The 11889-nt window shown below is 69.1% G+C and carries 11 protein-coding genes and 2 pseudogenes; 7 read left to right on the forward strand and 6 right to left on the reverse strand.

Annotation, left to right across the window (positions count from 1 at the left end; genetic code table 11):
- Nucleotides 1–120: 120 nt before the first annotated feature.
- Complete coding sequence (locus AB0D49_RS29110; protein WP_362762695.1) at nucleotides 121–1956, forward strand: hypothetical protein; 1836 nt, start codon at nucleotides 121–123, stop codon at nucleotides 1954–1956.
- Between the two features lie 333 nt (nucleotides 1957–2289).
- A complete protein-coding gene (locus AB0D49_RS29115; protein ID WP_362762697.1) occupies nucleotides 2290–4089 on the forward strand; it encodes a hypothetical protein in 1800 nt (599 codons plus the stop codon).
- A 699-nt stretch (nucleotides 4090–4788) separates the two neighbouring features.
- Here the strand turns inward: AB0D49_RS29115 and AB0D49_RS29120 are convergent.
- Nucleotides 4789–5044, reverse strand: a pseudogene (locus AB0D49_RS29120) (phosphotyrosine protein phosphatase); the annotation flags it as partial.
- 428 nt (nucleotides 5045–5472) lie between these two features.
- On the opposite strand from AB0D49_RS29120, the gene AB0D49_RS29125 reads away from it, so the two are divergent.
- Nucleotides 5473–5814: a histidine phosphotransferase family protein gene (locus AB0D49_RS29125; RefSeq protein ID WP_362762699.1), complete on the forward strand. Its 342-nt coding sequence runs from the start codon at nucleotides 5473–5475 to the stop codon at nucleotides 5812–5814.
- A 22-nt stretch (nucleotides 5815–5836) separates the two neighbouring features.
- On the opposite strand, the gene AB0D49_RS29130 is transcribed toward AB0D49_RS29125, so the two are convergent.
- Both AB0D49_RS29130 and AB0D49_RS29135 read right to left on the reverse strand, forming a co-directional pair.
- Nucleotides 5837–6754, reverse strand: a complete 918-nt coding sequence (locus AB0D49_RS29130) for a hypothetical protein (RefSeq protein WP_362762701.1) — start codon at nucleotides 6752–6754, stop codon at nucleotides 5837–5839.
- A 129-nt stretch (nucleotides 6755–6883) separates the two neighbouring features.
- Nucleotides 6884–7675: an SAM-dependent methyltransferase gene (locus AB0D49_RS29135; protein WP_362762702.1), complete on the reverse strand. Its 792-nt coding sequence runs from the start codon at nucleotides 7673–7675 to the stop codon at nucleotides 6884–6886.
- 117 nt (nucleotides 7676–7792) lie between these two features.
- Here AB0D49_RS29135 and AB0D49_RS29140 point away from each other — a divergent pair, with 117 nt between their 5' ends.
- From AB0D49_RS29140 to AB0D49_RS29150, 3 genes are all read left to right on the forward strand, one after another.
- Nucleotides 7793–8035 (forward strand): DUF397 domain-containing protein, encoded by a 243-nt coding sequence (locus AB0D49_RS29140; RefSeq protein ID WP_362762704.1) that lies wholly within the window; start codon nucleotides 7793–7795, stop codon nucleotides 8033–8035.
- Nucleotides 8036–8280: 245 nt separating this feature from the next.
- Nucleotides 8281–8895 (forward strand): hypothetical protein, encoded by a 615-nt coding sequence (locus tag AB0D49_RS29145; protein WP_362762706.1) that lies wholly within the window; start codon nucleotides 8281–8283, stop codon nucleotides 8893–8895.
- Between the two features lie 539 nt (nucleotides 8896–9434).
- Nucleotides 9435–9953: a hypothetical protein gene (locus AB0D49_RS29150; protein WP_362762708.1), complete on the forward strand. Its 519-nt coding sequence runs from the start codon at nucleotides 9435–9437 to the stop codon at nucleotides 9951–9953.
- Nucleotides 9954–10076: 123 nt separating this feature from the next.
- On the opposite strand, the gene AB0D49_RS29155 is transcribed toward AB0D49_RS29150, so the two are convergent.
- On the reverse strand, nucleotides 10077–10265 hold the full coding sequence (locus AB0D49_RS29155; RefSeq protein WP_362762710.1) for a hypothetical protein: 189 nt from the start codon (nucleotides 10263–10265) through the stop codon (nucleotides 10077–10079).
- Nucleotides 10266–10813: 548 nt separating this feature from the next.
- Here AB0D49_RS29155 and AB0D49_RS29160 point away from each other — a divergent pair.
- Nucleotides 10814–11017 carry a cold-shock protein gene (locus tag AB0D49_RS29160; RefSeq protein WP_362762711.1) on the forward strand — a complete coding sequence of 68 codons (204 nt, stop codon included), beginning with the start codon at nucleotides 10814–10816 and terminating at the stop codon, nucleotides 11015–11017.
- Between the two features lie 103 nt (nucleotides 11018–11120).
- Here the strand turns inward: AB0D49_RS29160 and AB0D49_RS29165 are convergent.
- Both AB0D49_RS29165 and AB0D49_RS29170 read right to left on the reverse strand, forming a co-directional pair.
- Nucleotides 11121–11357, reverse strand: a pseudogene (locus AB0D49_RS29165) (transposase family protein); the annotation flags it as partial.
- Nucleotides 11358–11364: 7 nt separating this feature from the next.
- Nucleotides 11365–11703: a hypothetical protein gene (locus AB0D49_RS29170; protein WP_362762713.1), complete on the reverse strand. Its 339-nt coding sequence runs from the start codon at nucleotides 11701–11703 to the stop codon at nucleotides 11365–11367.
- Between the last annotated feature and the right edge of the window lie 186 nt (nucleotides 11704–11889).

An 11889-nucleotide genomic window follows, 5' to 3' on the forward strand; every position in this document is an offset into this window, starting at 1 on the left:
ATACCAGGACCGGGACCCACTCGGCGCGCAGGCCGGTGGCTCCGCCACCGATCCAGCCCGTCCCGAGGGCACTCTGCTGCCGCCCGAGCCGGCACCGGTGCGTGAATGGGAGGCCGAGCGATGACCAGTCCCGTTCCCGGATGGCTCGGAACGCAGGAGACGGAGTTCGATCCCGAGACGCTGGCCTACCGCGTGATCCGGCGTCTCCCGGTGACAGGTCGGCTGGTGGACATCAGTCACAACTTCCCCCCGTCCCCGGACCGGGCCCGGTACCTGTCCTATGCCCGGGACTTCGAGACGGCCCTGTCTCTGGCCATCCTGGATTATCCCGGGCGTGTCGGTGAGGTCTACGACCGGTTCAGCCGCCGTCTGGCGACGGTCCTCGAAGGCATCTACACCGATGCCGCCATCGGGAACCAGCGGGTGTGCCGGACACAGGCCGACCCGGCCATCGAAACCCTGGACGCCCCGGTGGAGACCCTGCGCGAGGTGGTCACCCGGGGCGTTCTGATGCAGATGTCGCCGCTCACCGACCAGATCGGGCGCTGGCGGGACGACGCTGCGGAGCAGACCATGCGAGGGCTGAACGACAGCGCCGACCAGCGCCACTACATGGAGACCCAGGGCCTCCAGTGGCTCCTGGCCGAACTCCGCACACCCACCACGGATGACAACTACCGCTACGACCGGCTGCTGACCAAGATCAAGGCGATCTGCGGATTCGGCTCGCTGGTGTGGCAGTACCTCCAAGAGCCCTACCAGTTCCAGGACATGCTGGTCCGGCGCGACGGCGAGACGTTCACCGTGAACACCGGCGAAGCCTTCCGCAGCGCCCTGCGACGAGGCAACCCGGACATCGCGCTGGGGCAGCGGCTGGAGTGGCGTTTCCGGGATTTCCGCAGCCGGACGCGCACCCCGCTGTTCGACCAGGAGATCAGCCGCGCCCGGATCGAGCGCGTCCCTGAACTGTTGCACGACGCTCCGTCCGGGACCTGGCGGTACATCGAGGCATCGTCGGTGAACAAGGGATTCGGCTCCATCATCGATGTCGTCGATCCCGGCCTGAGACAGCAGCTCCAAGCCCAGGAAGAGGAGATGGGCGTGGGCGGACTGCCGCGGATCGGGCAGCCCATCACCGACCTGTCCCGCCCCGGCACCCTCAGCGACGCCGACGCCCGGCTTGAGAACATGCCCCGCCCGTTCCAGGACAGCGGCCTGCCCGACGCCCTGGCCGACCACCGCTACTTCCACGGCACCGGCACCGGCCGATGGCAGCTGCGGGGCACCTGGATGTGGGACGCCGAGGGCCAGCTGCTGCCGGTGGCAGGAGCACAGTCCGGAGGGACCTGCGACATCCTGCTGGGCCTGAGCTGCCTGAGCCCCACCTCGCTGTACGGGGACCGCGACACCGTCCTCGCCGCCACGACCGGCATCGCCGCCTACATGAACTTCGGCGCCTACCACACCTTCGTCTCGACCTTCCCCATCGGGCAGTGCATGGCCGAAGGCGTCATGGGCAACGAGCACACCAGCGGCTACCGGCCCTTCGTGCCGTACGTCGACCAGCGCCGCGCCCGCAGCCTGTACCAGCAGGTGCGCCAAAGCGTGATCGAGTTCGCCGACTCCCCGGCCGGCGCCATGGCCAACCAGAACTGGCAGGCGTACTGGGAACTCACCCACACAGGCATGGAGCAGGCGCGCAGCTCCGACCTCGGCCTCATCTGGCATCTGGGGCCCCGCGCGTTCGACGCCGCCCTGACCGAAGCCCTCCCCTTTTACGACACTCGCCCGGAGGAGAACGATGACCCACCTCGCCGTGCGGATCACGCACCCCCGGCAGAGCGCCTCGACGCGGCCGCCGGCGCCGACGGCCCCGCACAGACCCCGGGCGCCCCACTGCTCCCCGACCTCCCGCCGCCACACGAGTGGGACATCCCGGGACCCTCATGGCGCTGAGGCACGGGCCATACATCGCACGGGTACCCCACACCGCACGGATAGGGGGAGCCAGGGCCATGCGTGGGTGAACGCTCTTGTGACACCACCCCGCCGCAAGGCACCGAAGGAGTCCCGATTCCCACGGCCGACCCCCGCAGAGCCGACCCCGCTCTGCGGGGCCCGCCCGTCCCGCGGACCCGTCGCCGTCCGAACGCCGCAGGACAACACACCATCGCCCTGGGCCGGCCTGCGCAAAGCGCCCGGCCGGCCCTGAGACTCCTCCCTCGTGCCGGCCCACACCCCGGGACGGCACTGCCGACGACAGACAACCCGGAAGCCAGGAGATCACCGATGCCACTCATCCGCGGCACCCATGCGGCCGCAGCCAACCCGCGCACCATGCGTCACGTCTCACGCCGTTTCGCCGACTCCGCGCTAGCCGTCAGGGTGAGCTTTCTCCTCGAACTGTTCGAGGAATCCAACCCGGCCGGTAAGTCACCCGCCCGAGCGGTGCGCCTCGGCACCTCCGGATCTACCTTCGCCACCGGAGGGAAGCTCGCCCAGCTTGAGGTGAATGTCACACCGATGGCCGTCCCCCTGAAAAGCAAGCACAAGGCCCAGTCCCCGACGGATTGGACGCTCACGGACTTCTCCCCGGCCACCACCGGGAAGAGCACGACGATGAGCACCTCCACCAGCGTCGGAGCCAACCTCGGGTTCTTCGGTGACTCACTCACCGGAGGCGTCAGCTACAGCTACTCGACGGGCAAGTCCTGGTCGGTTCCGGACTTCTACGTCTCCGGAGCGAACGCACCCGGCACCTACCTGGACATCCCGGGCGTGGCGTGGCGGTTCGAGAAGAGCGACGACACACCAGACCTTCTGGCGCAGACGGGTATCTCCCCGCATCTTGAGGCCGTCTTCGGCCTGGCATCCGACGTCCCCCGGCAACGGCATGCCGGATTCCAGATTCACATAGTCGTATCGGGAGAGAGCGGGATGCAGCGGCTCCTGCAGCGCTTCGTGATCGACTGGGAGGCGGGGGAGGCGTACTCCTGGGGCCTGGACGACGCCGGCGATCCGCCCTTCGACGACCCCAAACCCTTCCCCGACCTGGGGAACCTGACCCGCGCCAACTTCAACTACCGACCCCCCTCCCCCCTCGGCGTCCTGGTCCACCCGGCCCCACGCATGGCGGTACGCATCCAGCCCGACGCCGCGGCCGCCTACGCCGCCGGATACGAACTCACCGCGCTGACCAGCCGCACCCCCATCGACTCGGTGTGGAACTCCAGGACCCGCCGTGTCGAATTCACCACCTCGGACCCGGCCTTGGGACCCGTCGCCATCGCCCCGCCCGAATACACCGGTGGCCACATCTCCACGGGCAGCAACTACAGCAAAGACGGAACAATGAAGCTCACGCGAACCGAACCGGTGCGCGGCAGGCCCTTCCCCGAGGTCCCCGACGCCATCATCGTCGGCCACACCTTCGGCCAGGACGGAAAGCCCAAGGACGACACCCCCCAGTCCTTCGGGGCTTTCTGGGCCGACCTCCGCTACGACCTGAGAGCCGCTCTCACCAGCCTCGACCCCGTGGCATACACGCCCGTCGAGCCCAGCCACTCCGGCATCACCGCAGGGGTCTTCTTCGAACAGAACGGCAAAGGCATCGCGGTCATCCGCGACACTCTCCAGGCCATGGACCTGCAGACGGGCATCATCACACTCGGCGTCGACCACAAGTGGCCCGTCAAGCTGCCCGACGGCTCCGTCAAGGACCTTGTCACGGGCGTCCAAACCGTCCTGGGAACTCCCCTGCCCGCCGCCATCGTCGGCATCGACAGCAACTCTTTCGGCAACGACTCCGGTGCCATGGTGTTCCTGCACGCCGGCGACCGCATCGCCGCGGTGAACTTCACCAAGGCGGCCAACGAGGAGACCCCGCCTCTGTACTGCGTGTCCTGGGCGAAGCTCACCACCGGTGCCGCTCTGCCAGAGCTCAAGACCAGCTCCGACCAAGGCGCCAGCGCGATCGCCGCCGCGTTCACTGCCTGGGCGGGAATGCCCTACCTCACCACCGGCTGCGCCTTTCTCACCGACATCCAGCAATCCCTGTGGTTCCACCCCGCCTACGCCATCGACTCCTGACCCGCACCACCAAGCCGCCGGAACCGCCGGACGACAGCTACCGTATGCCCGGCTCGCCGTCACCCCCACTGGAGATCCCCGCAGACCGATCCCGGCGCGCGTGCGACTCCTCCGCCGGGCGATGCCCGGCAGGCGGGAACGCGAGCCGGGCACGGCCCGAGTGCGCGGGGTCGGGCGGGGCGCGTGGTGGCGAGCGCGTCCCTCGCGGGAGTGCCAAGGCCCACCGCAGCCTCTGATGTGGGGTAGTCCAGGACGCATCTGGGGCCGACGCGGGCGGACTTGCTGGTGCGCGCGGGCACGTCCGGGGGCATCCACTCGCGGGCTGACACCTGTGTTCGACCCCGAGGCCGGAAGGAAGCCACCCCCCTGCGTGTCCCCATCCCGCCTGTGCGCAAAAGCACTTGGTCGGGGCGAGGAGGGTCAGCGGCCGGCGGCCGGGTATGCGGGTAGCGAGGTAGCGGCGCGGCCGGGCGGCGGATTACGCCGTGCGGGGGCCGGGCCCCAGGGTGGCGCTGAAGACGATGAGGAGTTCCTCGCGCAACCGCCTCACCCGCTACCCCGACGACCCCGATGCCCGCAACCTCACCGCCCGGGCAGCCGCCTACCTGGCCGCGTAACCCGGACACCAGATTCTCCACAAGCCCCCGGCACCGCGGACCGACTGCACGGCGAACGGGACAGCCGGGTTCGTGATCGAACCCGGACGCGGTGCTCGATGTCGTCGCGGATCGGCCGGACCGCGTCGGTGTCCTGTCCTGCGGGGTCGTCGAGGATCGATCCGATCCAGTCGAGGTGTGCCTTGCCGGGGAAGGCGGGGCTCAGACGCCCGGACGGCATCGGGGGTCAGGTGCTTGGGGGTGTGCCCGGCGAGGTCGATGCCCTTCTCCGCCATGACCTCGATGATCGCGGGGTTCAGCTTTTCAGCGGGCTCTGAGCCGGCGGAGCGGACCTTGATGCGGCCCGGCCCGACGAGTTGACGGTCCGCTCACACGGAGGGCTCACCACCCGGCACGCTCATCCTCGCGTTGACCCGGCTACGGCCGCGGTGGGAATCGGGCGGACAGCCCCGATCAGGGTCGCAGCTTCCTGACCTCCCGGGCCTCAGAGCCCTTGGGTCCGACGGCGGTCTCGAACTCGACCCGCTGATTCTCTTCCAAGTTCTGGAAACCCTGCGCCCGTCCACACACCGGGAGCCCCGTCATGACCGCGCCGCCCACCGCCACCGGTCCGCAGCGCAGCGCCCCGCCCGGCCGCGTCCTCTCGAACGCGATGAGACCGGCGGTGCAGCTTCGGTGTCCACCGGCCGCCGCCATGGCCCTCTGCGACCCCCGGAGGCACCCCAGTCGGGCTCGTGACCCTTGTGGTGGCGCCGCAGCTGCCCACGTGCTCGGCACCTTCCCGGACGGCTTCTGCCAGGGCACGGCGGACTCCGGTGTGCCCCAGATCGACGCCGGGCGCACCACCCTCACCCTGACGCTCACGTGTGCCACCACCGCGTGGCCGGCCGGGGGCAAGGTCACCGTCGGGGCGGAGGGGTCCGTCGGTCTGGTGCTCAGCGGCGCGTTCGACTCCGTCGACGTGGTGGCCACCCTGGGCGAGGGCTACGACGGACGGCTGACGGCGGCCGTACGGCCTCGGCGGGCGGACGCGTTCGCGGACGCCCTGGACCGGCCGTCACGACACTCTATGATCCGGCCGATTGTGATCGCTCACGGCCGGACCTGAACCCCGGCACCCGGCGCCGGGACTACTCCTGCTTCAGTGTCCAGGTGAGGGCGAGCCAGGGCAGCGCGGCGGCGGTGAGCGCGAGGAGCCAGCCGACCCCGGACGACACGAGGAAGAACAGGCCTGGCAGCAGCAGTCCGATGCTCAGCACCGCCAGCAGCGCCCAGACTCCGTGCAGCCGGGGCCGGAACCGGCGGCAGTTCAGGCTCTCCGGGGCGACGGCGCTGAAGGTCGCGACGGTGAACAGGCACGCGCAGAAGGTCAGGACCAGGATCCAGAGGAGGGCGAAGCCACGTGACATGTACCCCGAGTCGTTGAAACGTGCCCCGAGCGCGGGCCGGTCGGGGGCGTAGAGCATGTCCACCGTGTCCCCCTCGGCCGGTTCGCCCCGCGTCTTCGCCCGGTGCACGGTGACCGATCGGGGGCCGTCGGTGAACGGCACGGTGATCTGGACGTCGGTCGCGTACTGGTCCACGTCGTTGATGTTGACCCCGGTCGGCACGGGGTCGCCGAGCAGCCGGTCGATGGGGAGGGCCTGGATGCCCCCGCCCGCCGCGTAGACCTCGGTCTGCCAGCGGCCGTCGGCGCCGTCCGGTCCGACGCCTTGTATCAGTGCGGCGCCGCTGGCCAGCGGGACGGTGAGGACGAGGAGGGCCCGCAGGAACCGGCCCGTGCGCGGCAGCACGTACCGCCGCGCGTCCCGTCGGCCCTTGTCGAGCGGAACCGGCGGGACGGGCGGAACCGGCGGCGCCTTGACCGAGGCCAGCGTCCACAGCAGCACGCACACCACCACGCACCCGGCCAGCGCCAGCCGGAGGGGCCGGGTGACCGGGTGCGGGATGGCCAGCGGGACGATCCCGGCGAGCAGGGCGGCGTAGACCGCGGCCAGCGTGAGGACGCCGGTCAGCCGGGTCCAGAGGGTGGCCCTCCGGGCGGTCACTGCGAGCCGCCTACTGCTCTGCCGTGACCTGTACCTCTGCCGTTCCCCATGGCATCCCGCCCTCGCTCACTCGTTTCCCCGGCCTGCCGAACGTACACCGCACGGCGGGCATGGGCGGTGGTGGGGCGGTCATGTGGGGTGGTCTCCGGGCGAGGCGAGGACGGCGTAGGCGTGGGAGTGGTCGAGCCGCTCGTGCGGGGGCGTGGGGCGGCGCCAGGACGCGGTGGTCACTAGCCCGCCGCGCTCCACGGGCTTCCAGGAGCGGAGCAGGTGACGGATCTGCTGCCCGGTGCGGGGCCGGAAGGCGATTCCGGCGCTTGCGTAGTGGGCGGTGAGGGCGGCCATCGCCGCGGGTGCCGTGTCGGAGGCGGCGTGGGTGAGGGACAGTACGGACCCGGACGGAAGCCAGGTCCTGAGCGCTGCCATTGCGGTGTGGGCGGCCTCGTCGTCGATCCAGGGCAGGACGTCGTGGAGCAGCACCCCGACGGGACGGCTGCGGTCGAGCCCTGCCACCGGCTGCGCGGCCAGCAGGGCGGGCATGTCGGTGAGATCTGCCCGCAGTGAGTCCGTGCCGTCCCGTTCCGCGAGGATCATGCGGGCGTGGGCGTCCACTGCGGGGTCGGAGTCGATGTAGATGATGCGGTGTACCGCGTCGGGCGGGTGGCGGTTGTCGTCGTGCGGCAGGCCGCATCCGAGGTCGAGGACCTGGTCGATGCCGGACTCCCGGGTGAGGCAGTCGAGGACCCGGGGGCCGTGCCGGCGGTTGGTGCGGATGCTGGCCGGGAGCCAGGGCGCTGCTGCCACGAGGCGGCGGGCGAAGTCGCGGTCGGCGGCGTGGTGGTCGGTGCCGCCGTCGAGGTGGTCCTGGACGCGGGCGACGTTCGGCCGGTCGAAGTGCCCGACCGGCATCGGGGGTGTCACTGGGGCACCCCCGGTGACCGGGTGCGTTCTGCGGTGTTGCGGGGTTCTTCGGGATGCTGCCCTTCCGCCCGGCGACCCGCGCATCGGCCTCCAGAAACTGATCAAGGAGCTGCGGACATGACCGCCAACCCCAAGCCCGATCCCGCCGGCCTCGACCTCACTCAAGTCCAGTGGACCGTCTCCTCCCACAGCGGAGGCGGAGGCGACTGCGTCCGGGTCGGCGCGATCGACGGGCACATCCTCATCGGCGACACGAAGAACCCCGACCGCGCCCCGCACGTCTTCACGCCCTCAGAACTGCGGGCCTTCCTCAACGGCGTACGGGACGGAGAGTTCGACCACCTCATCCAGCACGGCTGACCGGCGGGCACGGAACCGTCCTGTATAAAGCGGAGACGGCGGGGGAGCCCCACACGGTGCCGCATCCCCTGCCGGCTCACGGCGCAGCCGCCACACGCCGTGCTTCGCCGGCGCCGGGAGAACACCGGCCATCAGGTCACCCGGTCCAGCCACCAGCGGGCAACAGACATCATCACAGCGGACCCCGAGCAGTACCGCTGGGTGATCCAGCGGCAACTGTCACAGGCTGGATACCTGTCTCGGAGTTGTTCAGAGAAGCTTGTGCCAGATGCTCGCTCCTCCGACCTGAGCCGTCCCAGCGTAAACGCCTGATCGAGATCCGCGACAACCTGCTCGACCGGATCGCCGAAGCTCAGCGCGAAGGCTGGATCGGAGAGGTCGAGGGCTTGGAGATCAGCCTGGTCGGCGCCGAGGAGAAGCTGACCCAGCTCAATGCCGCACTCAAACCGTCGGTGATCCACCTGGGCCTGCCCACCTTTGGTCAGATCGCCGGACGCTGCAGCACCCTCCGACCACCTGATTCTCTCGGGCTACCCAGTCGAAGCGCCGGAGTCCGGCGGAAGCTCGAGATCCGTCGTCGCGCGCGACTCGGTTGCGATGCTGCCAGATGCCCAGCCGAGTACTTCCTCGAGATGGCGGGCCGCGAAGGGGACGGGTGGGCGTTCGCTATCACTCTCGTGGAGCCTGATGGTTGCCTGGCTCAACTGGGTGCGATACGCGAGCTGCCTCACGGAGATGCCTTCGGATTCCCGGTACTCGATGAGAGCTTTCGCCAGCCGCTCGGAGTCTTCGCTCATGACCAGAGTATTCCGCATCACGAACGCTCGATCAGCGTCCCGGTTTCGCCCGGGCGCAACTAACCTTTTCGCCGCCCCATCAGGAGCCGAAGGTATTCTCGACAGACTGAATCGAGACGCTCTGGCCGTTGACACCCAACGAGGCCCCGGGTCTGGGAACGACTGCCCGGAGGAAAGCACGTACGTGCCGCCTCGGTCCATTGGCGGAGTGTCCCGACCGTCGTCGATCAGGTCGTCCTGGTTGTAGTACAGCGTGACCCACCAGTGCGGGCCCGGTCCGAACTCGGCGGGTTCGAACGTGGTGCTGGCCGCGGGAATGGTCGGGAGATGGCTCGTCACCCACCCTGCTGGGCTGGTGTGCGGGTCCCAGGGGCCCCAGGAGGCCGCGACTACCTCCGGCTCCGTCGCCCTGAACGGAAGCGGTTCGGCGAAAAACATCAGTCCCGTCGTTGACGGCACGCGGTGGGCGGAAAGCGAGAGAGTTACAACATCCGACTCCACCATTAGGGCGGTCGCGGCGGCGGTCAGCTGGTGGACGGACGCCGTCCCCGGCGGTGGCCCGCTGATCGCGGTCGCCCAGAAGGCCAACACGGCCTCGCCGCATGCTGGAGGCGATCGGCATGACCGTCGTCGACGAGCACGGTGCGCGCCAGCGCCTCTACACCCCCGCGGGCGACCAGGACGACAGTGACCTGCGCTGGTTGCGCCTGTTCGCCGCGCGGCGGGACGCCGTCGAGCGTCGTCGAGGCACCCAGGCCCGCGCGACCGCAGCCGGCCAGAACCTTCCCGACGACCTTGCGGCGCTCACCCCCCCCCGGGTCAGGGTGACCTGGGCGCCGGACCACGAGCCCCGGCAGCGACTGTCAGAGGGCGGTGCCTACGTGTTCGCCACCCAGCCCTGGCGGGACGAGACGACCGTGAAGGACGGCAACGTCCTGATGTTCCACGGCGAGATGAAGCCGGCCGACGAGGCGGTACTGGACACCTGGAAGGCAGCCGCCCGCGCTCCGCTGTCCCGCCGCAGCCCAGTCCAGCGGCCGGGCGGCCACGGCGTCATGAAGCGGCACGGCGAAGCGGGGAGTTCCGGCGGCACCGCGCCCGCTTGGAACGATATGCCCTAGACCGGCTCCGCGGCGCGTCCGCAGGTCCGCGCTGAGCTCGGTCTCCAGATGCGCCACCGCTTCGAAGTCCGGCAGGCCCAGCCCCTTTAGGTCGCGTTCCACCGCGCGCCGGCCGACCCCTGGTCACCCGTTCCGCCGTAAACGGGTCAGGAAGGCACCAGCGGGGAACCGGGTCACGTCGGCGCCCCGCTCCCGGGTCGACAGGAAGTCCCAGGTGTTCTGGGCGGCTCGCAGGCGCTGGGCCTGCTTGATGATCGCCTCGGTGGGAAAGGTGGCCGGGTGCCCGATACCGAGGGTAGGCCGTGATGACACCGCCGACTCTCACCTTGATGTACAGCATCTCACGCTCGCCTTCCTCAACGCTGTCGCCGTCTGCCAGCGGTTCTACAGTGCTGTGCTCCCTGACCGTGACCTCTGGATACTTCCTGCGTTGCCCACGTCTATGGGGCATCGCAAGTCGTCGACTGCCGTTCTCGTCGACAAAGGCCACTGCTCGCGTGCGCTGTCGTCTTTGCCGCATGTCCGTCTCCTCAGAACGTGCCTGCGTGGCCACGGCAGGGGTTGTGGATCAGCCCAGGAGTAAGGACCTCTGGACAACGGTGGCCGAGAATCACGTCAGGTGACCGCCAGCCGTCACCCGGCTGAACGGACGGCTCGGCCGCTTGTGACCTGAGCGTTCCCACGGCGAGGACGGATCTTTCCCTGTAGCGTGAAGGCCAGCTGTCGTGGTTCCGAAGTACCGGTCGCCCGTGAGCAATGCGCACGGGCGATTCTGCTGTTCACAGTCTCTGAGGACCAGGGCGATCACCTCCGGTTCCCGCGCAGTGCGGGACCGACTTCGAGTCCCCTTGGAGGGCACAATGGCCAGCGGAACCGTCAAGTGGTTCAACTCGGAAAAGGGCTTCGGCTTCATCGAGCAGGACGGCGGCGGCCCCGACGTCTTCGCCCACTACTCCAACATCGCCAGCTCCGGCTTCCGTGAGCTCCAGGAAGGCCAGAAAGTGAACTTCGACGTCACTCAGGGCCAGAAGGGACCCCAGGCGGAGAACATCAAGCCTGCCTGATCCCACACCCCTCGGCACCCGCTCTGCGACGCCCGCTGGGCGGGTGCCGTGCGTTCGGCAGCTGCGGAACCCTGCGCCGCAGGATCCACAGCCTGAAGTTCAGAGCCAATTTGGACACCCCGAACAGTAGGGCCAGTTGGCGCATGGTCAGGTTCGTGCGCCAATACGCCACAACCAGCAGCACCCGGTCTTCCAACGACAGGCCCCACGGTCGCCCGCGTCGCGTCTCGTTCGCGATCGCGTTACGCACTACCGTCACCAGCCTGCCGAAACAGCGCGGGCTCAGCCCGGTGAGCGGGGCTATCCAAGACGGCTCCGGCGCCGTGATCACACCAGGCACCGCGTGATCATTCCGCTGCTTCAGGTTCTCCCTGCTCGAACGCGATGCGGCAACGTTCGACCTGCTCAGCAACGTGCTCCATGAGCCAGCGCATGATCTCGTAGGGGATGACGTGCTCGTCATGGCTGTGAATGTGGACGGTCGGTTCCAGGTCCGGATCCTCGTCGGGTATCACCGCCACCACGAAGGCCGCCCCAGGCAAATGGGGTTCCGCACGGGGGATCTCAGCCCATGCCTCCGGCGCGGGAGCAGCCTTGCTCAGCTCCACACACCATGCGTCATCCGGCAAGGCGCAGTGGAACTGGACGGCATAGTGACGACCCGCATGGACGCGCAGCTCTGGCATGTCCGCAGACAGTCACAGCCCCGCGTCAGGGTCTCGCGAGTATCCATCTCAGCACCTGACCTGGACGTCAACCGGCTTTTGCGAGACAGTCCTTAGCTTGATCTTTAACGTCCGGTGTCGAATGGTCCCTCGAACTTGATCACCCGGTTCGGCAACTGCCGTACACGGAGGCGGCCTTCGCCTGAA

This window comes from Streptomyces sp. NPDC048290 (assembly GCF_040652095.1).
Lineage (GTDB): Bacteria > Actinomycetota > Actinomycetes > Streptomycetales > Streptomycetaceae > Streptomyces.

Bases quoted from the DNA above. Each gene is read 5' to 3' on its own strand.
- AB0D49_RS29110 (WP_362762695.1), top strand. From the start codon at position 121: ATGACCAGTCCCGTTCCCGGATGGCTCGGAACGCAGGAGACGGAGTTC.
- AB0D49_RS29115 (WP_362762697.1), top strand. From the start codon at position 2,290: ATGCCACTCATCCGCGGCACCCATGCGGCCGCAGCCAACCCGCGCACC.
- AB0D49_RS29140 (WP_362762704.1), top strand. From the start codon at position 7,793: ATGACCGCCAACCCCAAGCCCGATCCCGCCGGCCTCGACCTCACTCAA.
- AB0D49_RS29150 (WP_362762708.1), top strand. From the start codon at position 9,435: ATGCTGGAGGCGATCGGCATGACCGTCGTCGACGAGCACGGTGCGCGC.
- AB0D49_RS29160 (WP_362762711.1), top strand. From the start codon at position 10,814: ATGGCCAGCGGAACCGTCAAGTGGTTCAACTCGGAAAAGGGCTTCGGC.
- AB0D49_RS29170 (WP_362762713.1), bottom strand. From the start codon at position 11,703: ATGCCAGAGCTGCGCGTCCATGCGGGTCGTCACTATGCCGTCCAGTTC.